The following is a 19,146-nucleotide window of genomic DNA, read 5'->3' on the forward strand; positions in this document are numbered from 1 at the left end:
TAGTGAGTCAACGCGACACCCGCCTTGCCTCATGTCAATATGCTCGCGAAATAATCCCGCATGCCTCAACTAATTTGCTCGCCAAATAGGGCATCCCCGGACTGCGCGCGCATCTTGGCCCGGTTGATGAGATGGTTCTGGATGGCATTGATGCGGCGAGTGATGGCCGCCGGATTCAGGTCCCCGTGGATGCCCGCCAGGGCCTTGGCATGTTCCGGGTCCATGGCCTCCAGATCCATGATGCGCTGGTACGCGGTCCGCGGCCGGTCATAAGTCCGCTTCCTGCGACCCGAACGTGCGGTGCCGTAGCCGTTGGCCTTGACCATCGGCAGCAGGTGGTTCTTGCGCTGGTTCACCAGCGCCCAGAGCTCATTGAGCAGGGCCATCTCCTCCGGACCCTCGTAGCGGAACCTGAAGGCATGGCGACGGACCCAATCCCGATTTCGCTGCTCGACATGCGCATTGTCGTTATGCTTATACGCCCGCGCCCTAGTCAGATCAATGTTTCGTTCCTGCGCCCACTCGATGAGCTGGGTGTTGATGAATTCACCGCCATTGTCGAAATCCAGGGCCCGCATCGGGTAGGGCAGGGACCGGACCAGCAGGTCGACCCCGGCCACGACATGGCTGTGCGCACGGTTTTTCACACACGTGTTCACGGTCCACCCGGTGAACACATCTGTCAGGGTGATCGAATACAGGAACTCGCCCTTGAGGCTGTGTCCGCAGTGGGCGACGGTGTCGATCTCGAAGAACCCCGGTTCCTGCTCCATGGGCGTGCCCGACCACCGCACCGGGATCTCCGAACGCAGCATCGCCCCGGGCTTGGTCGAGGACAGTGCCGAGGGGTATCGAGCGGCGCGCAACGGCTTCAGATACCGATCCATCGTGGAGGCCGACATGGATAGCAGCTCGTCCCTGACCTCGTCGGTCAGCAGTCCCGCCACTGTCCCGAGTTCGTCGAAGCGTTCCAAACGCTCGAGCTCGTCGGCCATGATCGGAGCCAAGTATTTCCCGCAGGGCTCTCCGGAAAGCGTCCAGATTCGTTCCAGGAGCTTGAGGGCCGCCGGCCCGTACTTGCGGGGCCTGCGCCGCGGCAGGGGCTTCGGAATCCCGCGTGCGGGCTTACGCAGTTCCGTGGCCAGACGCCGGCGGGCGTTGGCCCTTGACCAGCCGGTCGATGCGCACAGGTAGTCGAGCATCACGCCCTTCTGTCCCTTGGTCCCTTTCGCATACTCGGCGGCGAAGCCGCTGACGAGCTCTCGCCGGGTGTGCATCGATATCCCCTGTTTCATCTCCCCAGCACAGCCTGCTGCCCGCCCTGGTGGCCAGAGTTTCGCGAGCATTCTTAAATGAGGCACGCACCTCATTTCGCGAGCATTACTAGTGAGTCAACGCGACACCTTGGCTTCTTCTACCATCTCGGCTACTGTGACCTTAGCCTCATCGATGATCGCCTCAGCTTTTGCTTCAGCTGCGGCAGTTCCGGCGTTCGCTACTTTTTCAACTGCTGCCGTCACTGATGGATCTTCAACGACTCCGAGACGAATCAATCGTTTCCTTTGAAGCCTCTAGGCACTCGCCCTTCTTGTAGAGCACGCCGTTGTACTTGACCTCGCTCACTACTGTTCCTGTTGCTGTATCGGATATGGCTATACCTCCAGAACCGTTACGTTGAAAATGTTTTCAGCTGTAGCCACTGAGCTGAGAGTGACGGTAATCGTTGCGTCAGCTTCAACAACGTTGTCTACAAACTGATCCTGGTTGCCGGCTGGCATGATGCCAAGGATGTGAGCCCCGGTCCTAACCGTGGCAGTTCCAATCAGAGCAGCGGCTGCCACTGTGACCGTAACTGCCTTCAGGTTGGTGGGAGCTACTGCCCCACCGTGTTCTTGATCTTGCTAATACCACTGCGCATCAGACTAGGCTCCAGTCGCGAACGCGTCCTTGAGTAGGTACCGAGCGTCGTCCATTAGCATTTCGTAGTTGTAGCGACCAGTAACCACGATCTTTGTGTGCTCAGGATCGTTTAGGTATTCCTTGGTCGTTTTGAGATCATCCTTAAGTACGAACTTGTAGCCACCGTTTAGCTGCTTGCGACCTGGTTTAGACGTTACGAAGCCGAACAGAACGTGTTGCCCCAGATGTTCTGAATGTCGTCGTCGAGGCCTTCAGCTGCGAAGTTTGCACGTGCCTGGCCAATGTAGATGTTCATGATGCCGAACGGCCTCTTGCTCATTTGTGGTCAATCTGTTGCTGGTCTTTCCACTTGGCGTTGTTCTTCAGCCAGAAAATGGAAGGGGTAGAGGGCGCTGCACCAGAGAGCATCCGCTCTTCCACTTGCATGTTGATGCGGGCCTTAGCGAGCTTTATAGCGTCGGAAAACCGTTGGCCAGTCTCGTCGAAGTCATCAGCCTTCTCATCGTGCATACCTGACTCGTAGTCGAGCAGCGTATCGCGGCTTGTTTTCAGATGATAGGCAAGGCCCATGATGGTGTACGGACGCTGGTCAGTCATGACTTCACGAGTAGTCCAGTTGGTTGAGCCGTCGGCCTTGACACCATCTTCAACTCGACGCATTTCCGAGTGAGGGTCTTGCTTGTTGAAGTAGGACTCAATCTGCGCGTTGAGTTCGGCAACAGACTCAAACTTGAGCGGTCGTCCGCCTTTGTTCTTTTCTTCTGGAGTTTCAGGTGTTTGAGCGTCTGCCATATGTGCACCTATTTATGCACAAACCTCCGAATATTGAAAGGGCCAGCGGCTACAATCTCTCCCCGAACAGGCTGGTGCTTATCAGTGTGTTTCTCACTTTGTAGCATCCTTACCCTGCCCGTCAAAGTACAAGTGGTGTTTTCGGAGACTCCCTTTGACGTGTTGGCTGTTTCCGAAACTTGGCTAATCGGCAATAAGACCATATTGTCCAGAGAGCGAACAAAATACTTGCCGAGAGAGTTGAACAGCGCGTGAGCGAAGTAGAAGGACTGCAATCCGGTGGCGACGACTCAACCGAGCCACCGAAATCGACAAGCGAGCAGGCAACGACGCAAGAATCCGCAACCGTCGATTCTCAAGCGATTCACGACAAATTCGAACGCGCATACGCGCTCGTACCTGCGATCGGTACTCAATGGCGATGGTACGACGTCCCCTATCGCACTCTGATGTGGCTCCTTACTTCAAAGCCGCGTCGATTTTTACATTGGCGTGTTCGTCGTACTCTCAATCGAGCACTAAACTTCTTCAGTCCGTTCAATGATTTAGAGCGTCAAAGAGTCGAACCTCTCGACGACCCTTTTCACAATCTGATAATTCCAGAAAACGAGTCCGTCCAGCAGGGCGGGATCTGGGTGGCGGAATTCTTTCCGCCGAGTTACTACCCCATGTTGCTCAAGGCTCTCAAAAAGAACGGTTGGGACAAAGAAAGCTACTTTTCTAACCGCGACGGTACAAATGCCGAGAAAGTAACAAACGCCCGTCGAGGTCGAGGATTCTCCTGGTCAAGGATTGGAACGGTGGCGAGGCCAAACTCGGGCTATATGGTGTTCGATGCAAAGCGCGAAGTTTTACCTGAAGAGTTCGAGTTAGTTGAATTGACGGCCATGCAGTTGGGTCAGGGACTCACTGTCGTAGTAGCTTTCATCAGACTCAGCAAGATGGGTCAGTCAAGTCTCAACAGCGTTTGGACCGCTCAACATGAACCTTCATTGGAGTGGCGCGGCCTCCGTCGGCCGGGAGTTCTGGATCGAAGGCTAGCGGCCACACGAGCCACTCAGGCAGAACGAGAACGGATACATGACCTAGCTCGCAATTGGCTGAGCCGGTCATGCGGGGGATTCTTCTCTGGGACACAATCAGGACAGCCGGTGATCGACCTCAATGTCTTCGCTAATCATGACCCCATGAACGGACGCGCCCCTCAAGAATACAGTATGCCCTTAGGAACGCTAGCCATGGAGGGGGGATATCCATATAACTACATCTCTCCGCAAATCGCAGGTGCAGTACTTGTACCTGCGAGGGGCATGAGAGATAAGAAGGATCGTCTAGAGAATTGTTGGGGCGTTGTTGGATCCTATGACCGAGTATCAGATGAAAATGATCGGGCCGGCTATGGAGAAAAGCCGTATTCGGTGACAACCCTGGCCGCGATGCTCGACGATCCTATTCGAAGTTTCCTCGTTCGAGACGCGATCATGCAATACGCCAGAAAAGTGGCTGACGATTACTCGGCTGCTCGCGACATGGCTCGCGTTAATCATCGAAAGTTCGGACCCCGGCAAATTGAAGCCCTGCGACACCAACTTCTAACGACAAGTCTTGACCTGCCCGTTATGGCACGCGATTCAGCAGAATTATGGACCATGCCATGGCGTAGCTCCGATGGAATTCAAGTCAATGCTGTCGATGCAAGCGACAGGAAAAAACCGTCGGCAGGCTTTGATCTAATTGAAGAGTGGGGCAAGCGTCGTGAAGAGCAATTCCAACATCTCGTCGAGGAAGATACAGCCTATCGGGATGTGCTTTCCACGGTAGCCTCACTCGGAGCAAGCGCTGAAGACACAAAGCTTGGCCGGAGAGCACTTTTCGTGGCTGGCGTGTCCTTAGCCGTATCGATGGTCACACTTTTGGTGACAGGACCGGGTGACGCTTCACTGTGGTCGCAGCTATTGGAGTATATGCCACGGTAGTTGTTCGTCGGTTGGCCACTAAACGTCCGAACGTGCCGACCGATAAGCTCGTTGCAAGAGAACGTGACATATGGGGGAAAATTGCTCGCACAGATACTGCCCGGCTTCAGGGATTTCAGAACTCCGTTGGTGACTGGCTACCTATGGCTTATTGTCCTTTGGATTCTCATCGGAGCTCCCTTGCCCGACGGCAAGTCGAATGAAGGCTTAATGGGCATCATCAATGCTTTCGGAGCTTTCCTATCACCAGCTATCTACCTGACAGTCTTGAGCTTCGTTGCGTATGTGGTGGGTATGATCACCTCCGCCAACATAAAGAGTGGCGACGTAGCCCTTACTATCGTCCGTCGCTTTCTCTTGAAGAGCAAGCAGAGCGACAAGAAGAGAATAGATCAAATCGTTCGAGCGAGCATCAAAAAGGCTAGGCAAAGAAAAGTAAAGCCGTTTCAGCTCATAGAAGAGTTTGAGATTGACCCATATTATACAAGCGAGGAAGATTACGATATTCACAGGAATGAATGCCAGGGCGACGAAGACCGTATGCTTTTTCAGCAAATGGATCATGCGGTTAAACAGCTACAGCCTCTACTATCAGAGGCCGTAATAGCATCTATTCCTACACTCGCAATCAAACTTCAGGAAAAGAACAAGGACCTGTTTGACAACTACGATAAGGATAAGTCGGAAGCTGAGTTCCGTCTTAGCATCGCTGGGCCACTCGCAGTCCTGACTGTGCAAGTACTGATCCTTTCATGGGGAAATAGTGATTACTACTGGCCATGGGCATCGCTCGTTGGTCTAATTGCGGTGGTGATGTTGGTTGTACGTGGCCTTGCTAAGCGCTCATCTGCGACGAACGTTGTAATAACAGCGCTGGAGATCGGCACTATCGAATCCAGCGAGCTGAGCCTGCTGGCAAATATTGATCCACCTCCTGCCAAACTCCCCATGCCCAGAGTTGGCTAGGGGCTTCCCAATCTCTATTGGGGCTCAGCGGGTGGGAGCGCGACCAGCCTTCAAGATCTTTTCCGTAGCACTTAACACCTGCCGTATCGATGCCACACGGCGCTGCATATGAGGCGTCTAGGCGCTTCCCGATAAGCTTCTGGCAAGACAACATGACATGGGGGAAAGCTTGCTTGCACAGATATTGCCAGGGTTCAGGGATTTTAGGACGCCGCTGGTAACCGGATCGCTCTGGATGATTCTCGTCTGGCTACTGTTCGGCATGCCAGTTCCTTCGAAGGACATGACAACCGGGCCAATGGGACTCATGAATTCCCTGGGTGAATATTTGACTCCCACCGCGTTACTGGGAGTCCTGAGTTTTACTGCCTACGTGATCGGCATCGTCTTGTCCCTCGACTCCAACCTAGCTACGGCAATAGTCGGCAGATTTTCGGTACAAGGATCCAAAAATATAGCTTTTGGCTTAATTGAACAAGCTAGTCGTGGAGCTATATCAATGAGTGACGAGCCAATCGGCGATCCTAACGACCGATCAATGCCCGTCAGAAGACTCGTTGGCAACGCACTGGAACGCGCACATCAAAAAGATGTGAATTGGCAGATGGTGTATTGGAAATTTGACGGCGAAATACCAAATGACCTTATCGACGATGCTAGAGACGATTACATGGTGCAAAAACAGAATATTGGCAAGGCCCTAAATCATGTACGATCTGCCATTGAATTGGGTGTCGAACGGGAAATCCCGAATCTCGGAAACAAACTCCTGCACGTCAACAAGGAGCTCTACGATGTATATGATCGAGCTCGAAGTGAAGCGGACTTCCGATTGGGCATAGCACCGCCAATTCTTGCGATCTCCATCTATCAATCAGTATCGGGATTTAGAAGCGGCTCACCATTGGTTGGGATCTTAGTTCTTTTCGCTGGCCTCATCATATCTACGATTCTCCTAAGGAAGGGTTGGAACAAAGTGGAAGAGTCCACACAGACCGTCCTCAGTATGGTTGACATCGATGTCATAAATTCCGAAACCCTTGACCGCCTCCGTCACATTGATACATTTTCGGCATAGCATCGACCAGCCTTCAGAATCTTGTTGGTAGCAGTAAACACCTGCCGTATAGATGCATTATCTGGCCGCTCATTGCGCATCCAGCCTTGGATATAACCGCGGCTCTCAGCAGCATCGAATTGGTCCGTAGCGCTTAGCTCGTTTAGCGCCAGGTAGGCGGTGGACTCAGCTTGAAACTCTTTGCTCCCCCGGTGCTCGCGATAGTCTTCCAGGCCTTGCTCAGACGTGTGCCCCAGGACGACATGCCCAATTTCATGCATGAGCGTCTTGAACGGATACTTGGCCACTGGGCTGACCGCTACGTTGCGTTCATAGCTGTAGCCGGCCACATTGCCATTTATCTGCTCGAAGTCCACTTGGGCTATCGCAAGGGCTCCCAGAGCGCGTTCTTTGCTCCATGTTGAATATTTGACTCTTTGGGGGCCAGCAATATTGCGCTTGGGGGCCACCGCGGGAAAACGGGATTATTGTCCTTGGGGGCCACCCGTAGTGTTCTTGGGAGCCACCAAATAGGCTCCTTCCACCATGTGACGGCCACATGGTGGAAGGAACAGTTTCAATGGTACGTAGGATCAAGGCGAAGCTTATTCTCAAGCTCCGCGCAGACGGGCTTTCGGGCCGGGCGATCTCGACCTCGGTCGGGGCCTCGAGGAAAAGTATCACGACCGTTCTCGAGGCGGCCGAGCAACAATGCGTCGGCTGGGACGAGGTGCGGGAAAAGTCCGAGGGCGAGGTGTACGCCCTGCTGTTCCCGGGCCGCGGCGACCACCAGAGCGTGTTCGCCCAGCCGGACTGGGGCGCCATCCACCGTGAACTGGCCAAGGTCGGGGTGACGCTGAAGCTCCTGCATGGCGAATACCTCGATTCCCAGGCCGGCTCCGGGCAGGCGGTCATGGGCTACGACCGCTTCTGCAAGACATATCAGCGGTTCGTCCTGGAGTCCCACGCAACATCCCGGGTGCAGCACAAGGCCGGGATGAGCATCGAGGTGGACTGGTCGGGCCCCACCATGGAATTGGTCGATCCGGTCACCGGGACGCGGAGCAGGGTCTACCTGTTCGTCGCGTGCCTGCCGTTCAGCCGGTACGCCTTCGTGGAGGCGACCTTGGACATGAAGCAGGACAGCTGGCTGCGTGCGCACGTGGCGATGTTCGAGGCCTTCGGCGGTTCTGTGCCACGCATTGTGCCGGACAACCTGAAGACCGGGGTGATCAAGCACCCCGCCGAGGGCGAGATCGTGCTCAACGATTCCTACCGCCACCTGGCCGCCCACTACGGGGCGGCGGTGCTGCCGGGCCGTGTCCGGGCCCCGAAGGACAAGGCCAGCGTGGAAAACACCGTGAGCCACGTGGCCACGTGGGTGATCGCCGGGCTGCGGAAGACCACGTTCGGGTCGCTGGGGCAGTTGCGGGCCGCCATCCGTGAGCGCGTCGAGGCCTACAACCAGGAGCCCTTCCAGAAACGTGCAGGGTCCCGCAAATCGGTGTTCCTGGCCGAGGAGCAGCCCCTGATGAACCCGTTGCCGGCGGCCGCCTACGAGATCAGCACCTGGGTCTACGGGCGGAAGGTCGCCCGGAACAGCTACGTCTCGTGGCGGAAGAACTTCTACTCGGTGCCGATGTCCAGCATCGGCGCCACCGTGGACCTGCGGCTGACCGAGTCCGTACTGGAGGTCTATCGGAACCACGAGCGGCTCACCAGCCACCGGCTGCTGCCGGCCGAGGCCCTGAACCAGTACCGCACCAACGACGCCGACATCCCGCCCGAGCGCCAGTGGCAGCACTGGGACACCGCCCGGGTCAAGGAGTGGGCCTCGCGCACCGGGCCGTGCACGCTGAACGTGGTGGAACGGATCTTTGAAGCCGTACAGGTCCAAGAGCAGGGCCTCAACGCCGCGCTGGCGGTGCTGCGCCTGAGCCGGCGCTATGGCCCGGCACGGCTGGAGGCGGTCTGCCGGATCGCGCTGCAGAGTCAGGTCCGCTCCCCACGCTACGCCCACCTGCGCCCGCTGCTGGAAACAGGCCAGGACCAGAACCTGGCCACACAGCCCGAGCTCTTCCACAACGACGGCGGCTATGTCCGCGGCGGCGACTACTACGCGGGAGGCACCCGATGAGCTCACTGGATATCGAGACCAAGCGGAAGCTGCGCGAGATGAACGCCATCGAGATGCTCCAGGCCTTCGAGGCACAGGACGAAATCCTGAGCATGGCGTTGAGCTTCGATGAGCGGGTGCGGCTCATCGTCGACGAGGCGCATTCGACGTTCACCACTTCCAAGGTCGGCGGCCTGATCAGCCGCGCCAAGCTGCGCTACCCCAACGCCGATTTGCGGCAGGTGGACCTGGTCGAGGAACGCGGGCTGAACCGCAGTATGCTCACCGCCTTGGGCAGTTGCGCCTTCATCGAGCAGAACCAGAACGTGGTCTTCCAGGGATTCACCGGTTCCGGAAAGTCGTACCTGGGCTGCGCCCTGGCCAAGCAGGCCTGCCGCAACCGGATCCGCACCCACTACGTGCGCATGCCGGACCTCGAGGAGGAATGGGTCCAGGCCCAGGACAAGCCGCTGGGCGCCGCGAAGTTCCTGAAAAAGTACGGGGCCTTCACGCTGCTGGTCGTAGACGAGTGGTTGTTGGACCGCCCCAGCGGCGACTTCCTCCGCATGCTCCTGGAACTCATGGAACGGCGCTACGGGTCGACGTCGACGGTGTTCTGCACCCAGTACCAGCAGAAGGACTGGCACCAGCGCCTCGGCTCCGGCGTCCACGCCGACGCGATCATGGACCGGATCATCCACAACACCATTTGGATCGAGACCGGTAGCTACAACATGAGAGAGAAGACCGGCGCCGTCCAGGCATAGCCAGGCCCGTTGGGGACCGGTGGCTCCCGCCCAGGGAGGTACTGGCCCCCAACGGCAATATCACTGGCCCCCAACGGCAATAATGGGTGGTCCCCAAACCGTCGAATACTCACCATGTAGGTCGTTCGTATTCGGGTAGCTCCTCCCCCTCAGTCTCGGAGACGGTGAACAAGCAGTTGACCATCTTGAAGCCTTTGACTTTCTGCTCTTCTCCGCCTTGATCGTTCGTGCCCTTGAAAAAGATTGGACGGAGGATCGCTTTGGCTTTACTGCCCTTTTGGACTTGGCGGCCTAGCTCTTGCCATTTCGCGTAAGTAGCTACAGGCTCTCGAACTCCCTGGCTGCGAAGCAGTAGCTGGTTCAGCATGGAGTAGTTGTAGAAGCGATTGTATGAAGTCATTTCGCCGGGCTCGAGCGTCAGCGCTTCTTCTAGGAGCTTTTGCCATAGCACGTCGTCATCTAGTTCCCTATATTCAGGTGTTGATTGTAGTTCTCCGTAAATAGATCGTGATTCTTCCATATGCCCACTAATGTGAACCGGTATAAGAATTCCGTCAATGGTGACTTTGATCGGCCGGTGTGACTGTCAAATCAGTTCTCGCCTACGTAAGCTGAACCAATGAGCACAAACGCACCTAGTAAGTCGCTAATCAACGCTTCACTCCAGGGCACAAACCCTCCGTTGGGTAAAGTCTTTTCAGACCTGCTCAGGAGTTTGGATGCCGTACCTAAGGATCTAGACTTCGCGCCCGCGACCAAAAACTACAGCAAACTAGTGGCCGCCGCATACCCTGACTTGAATGGCACGATGGCTGATCTGGCCAAGAAAGTCATAGAAACGTCGATGACGCCGGAGCTCAAAGCCCGTCTTGACGCACAGCTAAAACCAATGCCCATTACGAACAAGAAGCTGATCGAAGCCACTACAGGCATCAGCAGCAAACTATTGAGCATAATGAAGTCGACGGGCGCGATTCCGGAATCTACCTTTCAGACGAGTAGGGAAGCAGCTCGACTAGCTGCGAACGTCAGCCAGGTATTCGGTAACGCCATCAACAAGGCCACCGTCCAACGTTTGATAGACCAAATCAACGAACTCGAGACCGCCGAGCTTGATGAAGAAGAGCAAGAAGCATCAACACAGATACTGGAAACATACCCAGAGATCGCAGAAGCTGTTGTCGCGACGCCCGTGTACCAGTCGGCTACCCCAACCTATCGGAAACTCCTCCTGGGTATGGCAGCTGTATTCGTATGGCTGGGCGCAGCTTTTGGCACACTGATGCTAGAAACGAATTACCCAATGGTCGGAGCCATTATGGAAGATATCGGCGCGCAGCCCATAGATGTAGCGACTCTTGCCGGTGGCGGAGTCATGGCGCTTGGCTTCATGTCAGAGAAGGCTCGGCGTGAATAAGAAGATGGCTTGAATATCCCCGATAAGTGCACCACTTCAGATGAGGGCTAACCTCCAAAACCGGCCATTGCAGTCTCCCCCATACTCACGAGGGCATCGACCATCCCCTGAGCTGTTCCGAGAGCGGCGATCTCAGTGACCTTAGCAATGAGTTCCTTCACGCGGCCCTGCTTTGGAGCCGGCCCGGTCGTCTCAAGCTCCAGCTGAGAAATAGCTTCCAACGCCCGCGCCTGGTCTTGAGCCGACAGGTCGAGCAATGGCACGAGCCCCTTGGCACTGCCAATGAACTTTGTGGCCTCTTTCAATTGCTCAACAGTGACGTTGGTAGATTGCGAGACATTACTACCACCAACATTAAGGTTGTTGCCATGAGAATCAGCCAGGCTGATGTGTGTGGTTACGTTTCCTTGCGGTGAAGCTGGAGTGTCTGCCAATGATCCGTACCTATCTATGACGTCGCTGCCGTCGTTGGTGATCTGAGGATTTGAGTAGGAGCCCGTCTGCATTCGTTGCCCCGTTATGTAGCTGCCATCTACTAGCCACTGTGCTGCCCGGCGAATTTCCTTGTCAGTGAATTCCTTGCCTAGATACACACCAAGCGCGTTCGCCCGAAAATCGTCGTAAGTGATTCGCGATTCCTCGTTGTGGTCGCAGTTGTAGAGCCACCGAAGGTAGTTCTCCCGAGCGACCTTGACCCTGGCGGCGACATCTTCGCGAGCGCTCTTGAAGGCTCGTGCGACTTCGACACCATCCGACTGAATAAGCACCCCGTCAATTCCTGCCGCTGATTCGTCGCACATGATCCAGCCGATCTTGTCCATCCATCGGAGGTCGCTCTGCATAACATGCCAGTCCTGGCGGTAATCCTCGTGGTCTTGTTCGAATGGCTTGGTTGATACTTCGCTTCCAGCGCGAACTGCATTGTCATTGATCGACGTGATCAAGCCGAGGCGACGCGCGCCGATCTGAGTTCCAGCAAGTTCAATGAGCTCTGACGTCATGCTTTGAATCCCCACGTTCTGTATCCACATACGCTTCTCGTACGATACGGCTCATCCTAGCTTGGGGTTGCGACGAAATGCCTCCAGATCCTGCGGGGGATCTTCGCCAACCCGTAGGCACGATCACCTACTCTGGATGTATGACTGGGGAATTCAAGGCATTGGGAAATGAGCGACGTGTAATCCAGGAGGTATTCGGGAAGGACGCCCGCAAGCAAGTCTGGGGAAATAATGTGACCACCCTAGCGAGCATCTTCAATAGCAACGATGCATTGGGGACACGTAGCAGACTTTCCCCGCTTTGGAACCAGGCGATAAAGAACGCTCATGGCGGCGGATTGGCGCGAGAAATGGTGCGAATTGCTGCCCTGGACTCTGGCTTGATGGCTTGGCACAAGGAAGTTAGCCGGCCAATGAACTCGCTGACGATCCCGATTACCTCACACCTGACCGGCGCCACCCAGATCGTAAACAATAGCCTGCGCGAACTGATGAAGTCGCAGCAGATTTTCGGGGACGTTAGCCGCTATCCGTTTGGCAAGGTGAACGCGTTTCAAGCAATGGGCGACACATCGATGCTCAAGTTGGCTAGGAGCTCGACATTTAGAGGGCTGGTCACTCAGGTCTCGCCGACCATACAGGTAGAGAAGCCGATAAAGCAGTACTTGGAACGGCATCCGTTCGACGAAATAGTGGCTGAGGCCAAAGAGCTGGGCGTGACTGAACTAAGTGCTGACGAGCAAGCAGCGGCCGCACAGATTCTTGAAGAACGTCCCGAAGTAGCTCAACTAGTAAAGCGGAGTAAAGGCTACGCAGCGCTAACCCCTGGGCAGCGCGTATTTGTCCTCACAGTTATATCGTCAGCAGTCTGGCTCGTCGTCGCATTTGGAGTTCTTTACGTCCAAACAGGATTCCCTTGGACTCAGGCCCTATTGGATGACCTTGGAATCACGCCGAAGGATGCCGCCGCAGGTTCACGAAACGCCGTACTTGGCACTGGCGCATTGAATGAGCTGGCTCAACGACACCAAACAAAACCTGTTGCCGATGATGCACCAGACAATTAGCTCCTCTCTCCCCTGCTAGGGAGCCCTGCGGCTGATGCACTCTTTAGTAACTCGCTTCAAACGTGGGCCCCATGCTTGCACGGCTCGATTGGTTACGGTGTCCGGCATTAGTATCGCCACTCGTCACGTTGTGTACACGTTCACTATCCAGGATTCAGCAGGTCGCCGTTGTCAGGATGGACAGAGCGGCAATTCTAAGAATCCTTGATAGCACCAAACAGTTTTTTGGCTCGATAGCAGCTGAGGGGCTACACGTCGTCAGGTTGGCTCATTGGGGAAATACAAACGAAAAACCATTGAGCGCCATCGTACGTTCGGCGTCTTACACGAGGATTGGCATTGCGTCCATAACCCCTGAGCTACTATCAAGCCTTTATAGGCTGCGAACTAAAGGAGTCCCTCTACGACGGTAAGGACGAACACGGCAAGACTCTGCTTGGCGATGGGTTGCAAACCAGAGCCAAGCAAGTAAGCGCCGAGAGACCAACGTGCAGGGTGAAGTTCCCTGCCTTTTATGCACTAACTGGACTATGTAGGAGGGCAGCCAAAAGAGTAATCTGCGGCAGCGTGCGGCTTTCGAGCCAATCATCTTAAGGGCCATGCTTACATAGACCAGTTGATCGCAGCACCTCAACCTGGTGCGGTCAACTGGGTAGATGAGTTTTCTTTCCCGTTTACTCGTCTGCTCTGACAAAGCAGTGCTGCACGAAGGTGTTTACACCTTTTCACCATCGTGCAGCGCCTTGTCCTCTCGGTAACTTGTCGGTCTTTGTGATTGAACCATTTAAGTTGCCGGTGGGACTAGGCATCCATTTATCAATTAACACCAAGGAGGTGACGTGAGTGTTAGCAGCGAAAAAGGCAAGAAGCTAGAGAACGAAGTAGCCAAGCTACTAAAGAAGAAATTGGGCGCTCGTGTCGCCCGTGACAAACGCAGTGGTGCCGGTAGCCACCAGAAGAACGACATTACGGACTACTTCCAAGACACACCCTTTGATATCGAGTGCAAGAATCACAAAGTCATCAAGATCAAAGAATGGTGGCGTCAGGTTGTCGGTGGAGCAAGCTTTAACCGCATTCCAACCGTCGTCTTCCGCGCGGATGATGAAATACTCGCAACTGTCCGCTTCAGCGACCTAGTCGACCTTATTGCGGAGACTCAACAACACCGCATCGAGATCAAGAAGCTACGTGCCCCTATTGTCAAAATCGGTAGCGGCGAAGTATTAGATCCCGACAAAATAACCCCGAGCGAAAGCCGTTCATCTTGGCGCGAGTGTCGAGGTGGCAACATCATCAGCCCAGGCGAAAAGAAGCGCCTGGTGAAAAACTGCCAATACTGCTCGAACAAGAAGGTCAAGAAAGAGAAGAAGTAGTCACCCGATCGCGGGACTACATCTGGAGCTACAAATCGAAGCTTCAGATTCAGACCCCACGATCGAAACGAGTGATCATCATGGTCAAGGGAATCTTCTTCCCGGCGGGCGAGCAATACGACATTGAAGTCCGCAAGTACGAAAAGCTCATCGACTACCAAGGCGACGTTGACGGCCTCATTGAAGCCTCCGATATTGCCCGACCCGATGCAACGATCTTCTCAAACGAGGAAGGACTGCTGCGCAGGCTGGACATCAACCGCCGAGCATCGTTGGTTCTGTGGCTCCACAACAGCCGCAACCGTGGCCACACTGCGCTTCGTGGCGATGTTGTGATCATCGGTCGCCCCGATGCAGATGGAGCCACCCAGGACGTGCCTGACGAGCTCATAGAGCTGCTGTTCAACACGGGACCTACAAGTACCAGGTGACAACGATTGAAAGCCCCGATACATGGTGCGGCAATCAGGTGACCTTTGACAATTGGGTTGACGCTTACAACAGCGCGCTGGTGAAGGCGAGCAGGTGGGCGTTAGTCGACAACGTTCGAGTCGTCCCAGTTTGATCGTGGAAACCCCACCTAAATTGAACTGCTCCCCGAAAGTTGGACTGAATAATTCAGATCCTTACTTTCGGGGAGTTTTTCATGCGTCAAAATAGTTCATTGACCGCCGAGCAGCGGCTGGCTGCCGTCGATCTTTTCGAGCAGGGAATCGGGCATAAGGCGGTATCCTCAAGACTGAACGCCGGTGAACACGCCGTTCGTGGGCTCGAGAAACGGTTCAGGATTTGGGGTAGGGCAGCGTTGGAAAGCAAACCGACCAATCAGGTGTATTCCTTCGAGTTCAAGCTCGCGGTCGTCCGCCAGTTCCTCGACGGCGAGGCGACGCTGATGGAGCTTGCCCAACGACACCGGCTCAGCTCCCCGAACCTTCTCAGGACCTGGGTCAGGACCTACCGGGAACAGGGCGAGGACGGGCTGCGTCCCAAGGCCAAGGGCCGTCCCAAGACCGCTTCCGGCGCCGAAGCGGGTGGACCCACCGAACTCGAGAAGCTGCGCCGCGAGAACCAGCGGCTGCAGGCGGAGAATGCATACCTAAAAAAAGTTCGGGCCTTGAGGAACCAACCACCGCGCTGAAAATCAGCGCGGTGATCGCCCTCAAGGCCTCCCACCCCTTGCCCCTGCTCCTGGCCGCTGCCGGGCTTCCCCGCTCCACGTTCTTCCACCGCCAGGCCGCGCTCAAGGCACCGGACCGGCACGCGGAGCTCCGCGCACGGATCCACGAGATCTTCACCAAGGCCATGGGCCGGTACGGGCACCGCCGCATCCACGCCGAATTGCTCGGCGGCGGGTGGCAGGTGGCGAAGAAGACCGTGCTGAAGCTGATGCGCGCCGAGGGCCTGGTCTGCAAGGTCCGCAGCAAGCGAAGGTATGCCTCCTACAAGGGCACTGTCGGCAAGGTCGCCGAAAACCTGCTGAAGCGCCAGTTCGACACCGAGGCACCGAACCTGAAGTGGGTGACCGACGTGACCGAATTCAAGATTGCCGACAGGAAGGTCTATCTTTCGCCGGTGCTGGACCTGTTCGACCGCTCGATCGTTTCCTACTCGGTGTCGCAGTCCCCGACCGTGGCCTTCGCCAACCAATCGCTTAGCGAGGCCATCGGGACCCTGGCCGCGGGCGAGGCGCCGATGGTGCACTCGGACCAGGGATTCCAGTACCAGCACGCCAGCTGGCAGAGGCTGCTGGCCGACGCCGGCATGACCCAATCCATGTCGCGCAAGGGCAACTGCCTGGACAACGCCGTGATGGAAAACTTCTTCGGGCACCTGAAGGAAGAGATGTTCCACCACCACGAACACACCAGCGTCGAGGCGTTCACCGCCGAGCTCGACGACTACATCCACTGGTACAACTATGACCGCATCTCGTTAACGCTCGAGTGCCTGAGCCCGATGAAATACCGGGCCCAGGCACTGGCTGCGTAGACTTTTACTTACCGAGTCCAACTTTCGGGGACCAGTTCATAAATCGTAGGGGTTTCTTCATGCCCGGAAATTGAAAAGACCCCAGTCCTACGTGAGTAAACTCGAACGTAAGACTGGGGTCGTATGTTGTGGGCTGCTGCCGGTTAGACAGCTGCACCTGGGCGAAAGTTCTTGCGTCGGCCTTTCAGGCCATCCGCGTTGTCCAGCACTTCCTGAATCTTGGGAGAGAGCTTGTTGAACTCTTCCAAGGTCACGACGAGCTCAACAATTTCAGTCCCGTGGCGAAGCTCCAGTTGAACCAGATCTTCAAGGGGCTTCAAACCCTTCAGCTCATCCGGCAATGCGTCGAACTGGACCGACTCCTCAAGGCCTGGATGGGTACGGACAACCACGTTCGTGAACGCGTCGTCCTTACCTTCCTTGCCCGATAGATCAGATACCTTGCGACTTACCCATGCCCCCGACTCACCTACTTTCATGTGCGTAGCAATCACTGGTTGCGATCACTTCTGCGCATGATTATGAGACTTCACATTGTTTTGTCAATACTATTGCTGTAATAAAATTACCAAGAACGATTCAGTTTCCACACTCAACACTAGCTAGAGGAGATTTTGCTCGCAGGTTTCACCGGAACTCTGAATCGCTGATTTGAGACACCAGAAGGATCTACGTATTCAAACCTGACCGGACCCGGAACAAGATCGCGACTGCTAAGGAAATCGAATACAGTTCCTTCTTCGTCGTCCGACATCTTTTGCGGCAAGAAGATGACGGTCGTTCCGTCAAGTGACTGATCAACCCCCACCGAGCTGTAGCCAAGAGAGTCCAGAGCTTCAGCGACTGCGGTACTCGACCCACCACGTTTACGCGATTTTCCTGAACTGATTGTGTGAGAGATCGAAGATATTCTCCGGTCATCAATTGCGTTCTTCAGTCTCGTGTCTGAGCGGTTCATGTCGCGCATGGTCTCGAGTATCTCAGCCAACATATCCTCGGGCGATCGCGGCGCTACGGGGTCCGGAAGCGCTACGGGGTCGGCCTCATCCTCATACTTATCATTCACTTCGACCAACTTCGATTCCAGCGCTGGCCAACATACTTTAAAACCACGATCCAGGAGTTCAACACTTCTACTGTCGTCGCCTAATGCTTCATTGATCGAGGAAACCAGATCATGGAAACCCGCGCGCGTGGGCATCGTTGCCTGGTAGCTGGCCAGCGGGCCGACCAGGTCAACGGCCTTCTTAAAATCGATGAGCAATGGTGCGACTCGGGATTCTGCCCCGCCAACCTTCTTGGATAGAGCGCCGGCTTCAAAATTAAGCCACTGTGCGTGCTGGTTCCTAGGCGTCGCGACGATGATGCCGAAACTCGTGCCATTCAGTTCTTTCTCCAGTTGCTGGTTCCACTTCAAGCCAGCGCGGAGACCTTCAGAGCTTATCCATGGCTCCACGGAATTTAGGACCGTTGGCAACCATTCATGCAAAACTTCAGCCACTGCATGACTTTTCTTACCTGACCAACTGATAAAGACCTTCAAGATGCTCCCCCTGCTTGCGATGAATACTCGAACAAGCTTATCAACAGAGCATTGAGAGAAGCCTCCTTAATACGCGCAGGTTGCGGGGAGTACCATTTTACTCTTTACCTAGCTGTACAAATTGATATAATTAAATGTAAATGAATGCAATGTTCAATCTACAGAAATACGTGAAGAAATCGACAGCGGCTAGCGGTGTTCCTGCGAAGGTTGATCCGAGTCAAGCTCAAGAGGTGGCGGCTCTTCTTGTGAATCGCGTGTAGACGTATCTTCAAACGAGCGCTTTAACTCTTCGCGCTGAGTTTCGTTGATCGCCCGGAACCGGAGTGCTGCGTCTCTGCGTTTCGCATCCTTTTCGTCGCCCGACCGGACCCAAACTTGGAGTCCGCGGGGAGTTTCACTCCATTTCTTTTGAAGGGTACTCATGTCCTTCACGGCTTTAGCCAGATCATGAACGCCGAGCGTATCCATGAATCGCTTCGTTTTCAGCGGTGCCCAATCCAAGATCGCCCGACTCCTTAGCTCGACGTCCTCCAACCCCTTGAACGTCACTTCGACTTCGTGTCGGTCTGCCAATATTTTGTTCTTCGACCGCTCATGGCTCACATCCCAAATAGTTCTCCATTCCTGCCCAGGGGCCAAAAACGGAATCACGGCGGGAATATCTACATCATCGACCTCCTCGCGATTCACATCGCCCGTTCGTTGAATCGCTGGATCACTAACGAACTTGACGTCATAGGCCGGCGTCGGACCAAAGTTCTTGATTACAATCTCTTGAATAAACGGCGAAGCAGCTGGTTCCATATATGCCACTACGGCTGGTTCCGACTTCTTCCTTTCGATGTCATCGAGTTGACGTCGTGCCTTCTTCGATTCACTTACCTGGCCCCGCGCATAGAACAACGCCCATACCGCGACTCCTAATGTCAGAACCGTGGCCGCAGCAGATATCCAGTCCGTAATTGATGGTGGGCCAACTACAAGTGTCATCCTTCTCCCCCAATTTCGCTAACACGATCGTGCCCGTCAGCAGCCTGGTTGACTGCCTCGATCAATCCCTAATAAATGGCTCGATCACCAGCGCTCATCTTCTCACCACCATGGGACACATAACTCAGCAGCCTCTATCGCCAGTGCGTTCCAGGCCTTCCGTACA

The 19,146-nt window shown here is 55.2% G+C and carries 21 protein-coding genes; 11 read left to right on the plus strand and 10 right to left on the minus strand.

What is annotated here, in order from left to right; all coding sequences use genetic code 11:
* Positions 1-65 precede the first annotated feature (65 nt).
* The 4 genes from ABD687_RS03620 to ABD687_RS03635 all read right to left on the minus strand — a co-directional run bounded on the left by ABD687_RS03620 (position 66) and on the right by ABD687_RS03635 (position 2,712).
* Positions 66-1,277, minus strand: coding sequence for an integrase catalytic domain-containing protein (locus ABD687_RS03620; protein WP_007273073.1), 1,212 nt, complete (start codon positions 1,275-1,277; stop codon positions 66-68).
* A 114-nt stretch (positions 1,278-1,391) separates the two neighbouring features.
* Positions 1,392-1,553, minus strand: coding sequence for a hypothetical protein (locus tag ABD687_RS03625; protein WP_310287165.1), 162 nt, complete (start codon positions 1,551-1,553; stop codon positions 1,392-1,394).
* A gap of 560 nt (positions 1,554-2,113) precedes the next feature.
* The gene (locus tag ABD687_RS03630) at positions 2,114-2,239 is read right to left on the minus strand and encodes a hypothetical protein (protein WP_310287162.1); all 126 of its coding nucleotides are present in this window, start codon (positions 2,237-2,239) and stop codon (positions 2,114-2,116) included.
* Positions 2,236-2,712, minus strand: coding sequence for a terminase small subunit (locus tag ABD687_RS03635; protein WP_310287161.1), 477 nt, complete (start codon positions 2,710-2,712; stop codon positions 2,236-2,238). The genes ABD687_RS03630 and ABD687_RS03635 overlap by 4 nt, the downstream gene beginning before the upstream one ends.
* Before the next feature lie 251 nt (positions 2,713-2,963).
* On the opposite strand from ABD687_RS03635, the gene ABD687_RS03640 reads away from it, so the two are divergent.
* The 3 genes from ABD687_RS03640 to ABD687_RS03650 all read left to right on the plus strand — a co-directional run bounded on the left by ABD687_RS03640 (position 2,964) and on the right by ABD687_RS03650 (position 6,732).
* Positions 2,964-4,688: a hypothetical protein gene (locus ABD687_RS03640; protein WP_310287157.1), complete on the plus strand. Its 1,725-nt coding sequence runs from the start codon at positions 2,964-2,966 to the stop codon at positions 4,686-4,688.
* An 81-nt stretch (positions 4,689-4,769) separates the two neighbouring features.
* Positions 4,770-5,654 carry a hypothetical protein gene (locus ABD687_RS03645; RefSeq protein WP_310287153.1) on the plus strand — a complete coding sequence of 295 codons (885 nt, stop codon included), beginning with the start codon at positions 4,770-4,772 and terminating at the stop codon, positions 5,652-5,654.
* A 169-nt stretch (positions 5,655-5,823) separates the two neighbouring features.
* Positions 5,824-6,732 carry a hypothetical protein gene (locus tag ABD687_RS03650; RefSeq protein ID WP_310287150.1) on the plus strand — a complete coding sequence of 303 codons (909 nt, stop codon included), beginning with the start codon at positions 5,824-5,826 and terminating at the stop codon, positions 6,730-6,732.
* Here ABD687_RS03650 and ABD687_RS03655 read toward each other — a convergent pair.
* The gene (locus ABD687_RS03655; protein WP_310287149.1) at positions 6,708-7,088 is read right to left on the minus strand and encodes a hypothetical protein; all 381 of its coding nucleotides are present in this window, start codon (positions 7,086-7,088) and stop codon (positions 6,708-6,710) included. The two genes, ABD687_RS03650 and ABD687_RS03655, sit on opposite strands and share 25 nt — an antisense overlap.
* A gap of 203 nt (positions 7,089-7,291) precedes the next feature.
* Here ABD687_RS03655 and istA point away from each other — a divergent pair, with 203 nt between their 5' ends.
* On the plus strand, positions 7,292-8,848 hold the full coding sequence (istA, locus tag ABD687_RS03660; RefSeq protein ID WP_310287146.1) for an IS21 family transposase: 1,557 nt from the start codon (positions 7,292-7,294) through the stop codon (positions 8,846-8,848).
* The gene (locus ABD687_RS03665; protein ID WP_310287143.1) at positions 8,845-9,594 is read left to right on the plus strand and encodes an ATP-binding protein; all 750 of its coding nucleotides are present in this window, start codon (positions 8,845-8,847) and stop codon (positions 9,592-9,594) included. Before istA ends, ABD687_RS03665 begins: the two co-directional genes overlap by 4 nt.
* Before the next feature lie 109 nt (positions 9,595-9,703).
* Here the strand turns inward: ABD687_RS03665 and ABD687_RS03670 are convergent, their stop codons facing one another.
* A complete protein-coding gene (locus ABD687_RS03670) occupies positions 9,704-10,114 on the minus strand; it encodes an ArdC-like ssDNA-binding domain-containing protein (protein WP_310287140.1) in 411 nt (136 codons plus the stop codon).
* A gap of 99 nt (positions 10,115-10,213) precedes the next feature.
* Between ABD687_RS03670 and ABD687_RS03675 the strand changes: the two genes are divergently transcribed.
* Positions 10,214-11,011 (plus strand): hypothetical protein, encoded by a 798-nt coding sequence (locus tag ABD687_RS03675; RefSeq protein ID WP_310287137.1) that lies wholly within the window; start codon positions 10,214-10,216, stop codon positions 11,009-11,011.
* Positions 11,012-11,058: 47 nt separating this feature from the next.
* Here the strand turns inward: ABD687_RS03675 and ABD687_RS03680 are convergent, their stop codons facing one another.
* On the minus strand, positions 11,059-12,012 hold the full coding sequence (locus ABD687_RS03680) for a hypothetical protein (RefSeq protein ID WP_310287135.1): 954 nt from the start codon (positions 12,010-12,012) through the stop codon (positions 11,059-11,061).
* A 140-nt stretch (positions 12,013-12,152) separates the two neighbouring features.
* Here ABD687_RS03680 and ABD687_RS03685 point away from each other — a divergent pair, with 140 nt between their 5' ends.
* The 5 genes from ABD687_RS03685 to ABD687_RS03705 all read left to right on the plus strand — a co-directional run bounded on the left by ABD687_RS03685 (position 12,153) and on the right by ABD687_RS03705 (position 16,444).
* Entirely contained in the window at positions 12,153-13,079 is a 927-nt protein-coding gene (locus ABD687_RS03685; RefSeq protein ID WP_310287132.1) for a hypothetical protein, read from the plus strand.
* An 839-nt stretch (positions 13,080-13,918) separates the two neighbouring features.
* Positions 13,919-14,455 carry a putative PDDEXK endonuclease gene (locus ABD687_RS03690; RefSeq protein ID WP_310287128.1) on the plus strand — a complete coding sequence of 179 codons (537 nt, stop codon included), beginning with the start codon at positions 13,919-13,921 and terminating at the stop codon, positions 14,453-14,455.
* An 80-nt stretch (positions 14,456-14,535) separates the two neighbouring features.
* Positions 14,536-14,886 carry a DUF3846 domain-containing protein gene (locus ABD687_RS03695; protein ID WP_310287126.1) on the plus strand — a complete coding sequence of 117 codons (351 nt, stop codon included), beginning with the start codon at positions 14,536-14,538 and terminating at the stop codon, positions 14,884-14,886.
* A gap of 215 nt (positions 14,887-15,101) precedes the next feature.
* The gene (locus tag ABD687_RS03700; protein ID WP_255257245.1) at positions 15,102-15,593 is read left to right on the plus strand and encodes a helix-turn-helix domain-containing protein; all 492 of its coding nucleotides are present in this window, start codon (positions 15,102-15,104) and stop codon (positions 15,591-15,593) included.
* Positions 15,594-15,604: 11 nt separating this feature from the next.
* Complete coding sequence (locus ABD687_RS03705; RefSeq protein ID WP_255257244.1) at positions 15,605-16,444, plus strand: IS3 family transposase; 840 nt, start codon at positions 15,605-15,607, stop codon at positions 16,442-16,444.
* A 143-nt stretch (positions 16,445-16,587) separates the two neighbouring features.
* Here ABD687_RS03705 and ABD687_RS03710 read toward each other — a convergent pair whose 3' ends face one another.
* The 3 genes from ABD687_RS03710 to ABD687_RS03720 form a co-directional block, all read right to left on the minus strand.
* A complete protein-coding gene (locus ABD687_RS03710; protein WP_310287121.1) occupies positions 16,588-16,923 on the minus strand; it encodes a hypothetical protein in 336 nt (111 codons plus the stop codon).
* 119 nt (positions 16,924-17,042) lie between these two features.
* Positions 17,043-17,987 (minus strand): TIR domain-containing protein, encoded by a 945-nt coding sequence (locus tag ABD687_RS03715; RefSeq protein ID WP_310287118.1) that lies wholly within the window; start codon positions 17,985-17,987, stop codon positions 17,043-17,045.
* Positions 17,988-18,176: 189 nt separating this feature from the next.
* On the minus strand, positions 18,177-18,980 hold the full coding sequence (locus ABD687_RS03720) for a hypothetical protein (RefSeq protein ID WP_310287115.1): 804 nt from the start codon (positions 18,978-18,980) through the stop codon (positions 18,177-18,179).
* Positions 18,981-19,146: the final 166 nt, after the last annotated feature.

Source organism: Paeniglutamicibacter sulfureus, assembly GCF_039535115.1.
Taxonomy (GTDB): Bacteria; Actinomycetota; Actinomycetes; order Actinomycetales; family Micrococcaceae; genus Paeniglutamicibacter; species Paeniglutamicibacter sulfureus.

Coding starts and splice junctions, on each gene's coding strand:
- ABD687_RS03620 (WP_007273073.1), bottom strand. CDS start 1,277: ATGCACACCCGGCGAGAGCTCGTCAGCGGCTTCGCCGCCGAGTATGCG.
- ABD687_RS03630 (WP_310287162.1), bottom strand. CDS start 2,239: ATGAGCAAGAGGCCGTTCGGCATCATGAACATCTACATTGGCCAGGCA.
- ABD687_RS03635 (WP_310287161.1), bottom strand. CDS start 2,712: ATGGCAGACGCTCAAACACCTGAAACTCCAGAAGAAAAGAACAAAGGC.
- istA (WP_310287146.1), top strand. CDS start 7,292: ATGGTACGTAGGATCAAGGCGAAGCTTATTCTCAAGCTCCGCGCAGAC.
- ABD687_RS03665 (WP_310287143.1), top strand. CDS start 8,845: ATGAGCTCACTGGATATCGAGACCAAGCGGAAGCTGCGCGAGATGAAC.
- ABD687_RS03670 (WP_310287140.1), bottom strand. CDS start 10,114: ATGGAAGAATCACGATCTATTTACGGAGAACTACAATCAACACCTGAA.
- ABD687_RS03675 (WP_310287137.1), top strand. CDS start 10,214: ATGAGCACAAACGCACCTAGTAAGTCGCTAATCAACGCTTCACTCCAG.
- ABD687_RS03680 (WP_310287135.1), bottom strand. CDS start 12,012: ATGACGTCAGAGCTCATTGAACTTGCTGGAACTCAGATCGGCGCGCGT.
- ABD687_RS03685 (WP_310287132.1), top strand. CDS start 12,153: ATGACTGGGGAATTCAAGGCATTGGGAAATGAGCGACGTGTAATCCAG.
- ABD687_RS03695 (WP_310287126.1), top strand. CDS start 14,536: ATGGTCAAGGGAATCTTCTTCCCGGCGGGCGAGCAATACGACATTGAA.
- ABD687_RS03700 (WP_255257245.1), top strand. CDS start 15,102: ATGCGTCAAAATAGTTCATTGACCGCCGAGCAGCGGCTGGCTGCCGTC.
- ABD687_RS03710 (WP_310287121.1), bottom strand. CDS start 16,923: ATGAAAGTAGGTGAGTCGGGGGCATGGGTAAGTCGCAAGGTATCTGAT.
- ABD687_RS03720 (WP_310287115.1), bottom strand. CDS start 18,980: ATGACACTTGTAGTTGGCCCACCATCAATTACGGACTGGATATCTGCT.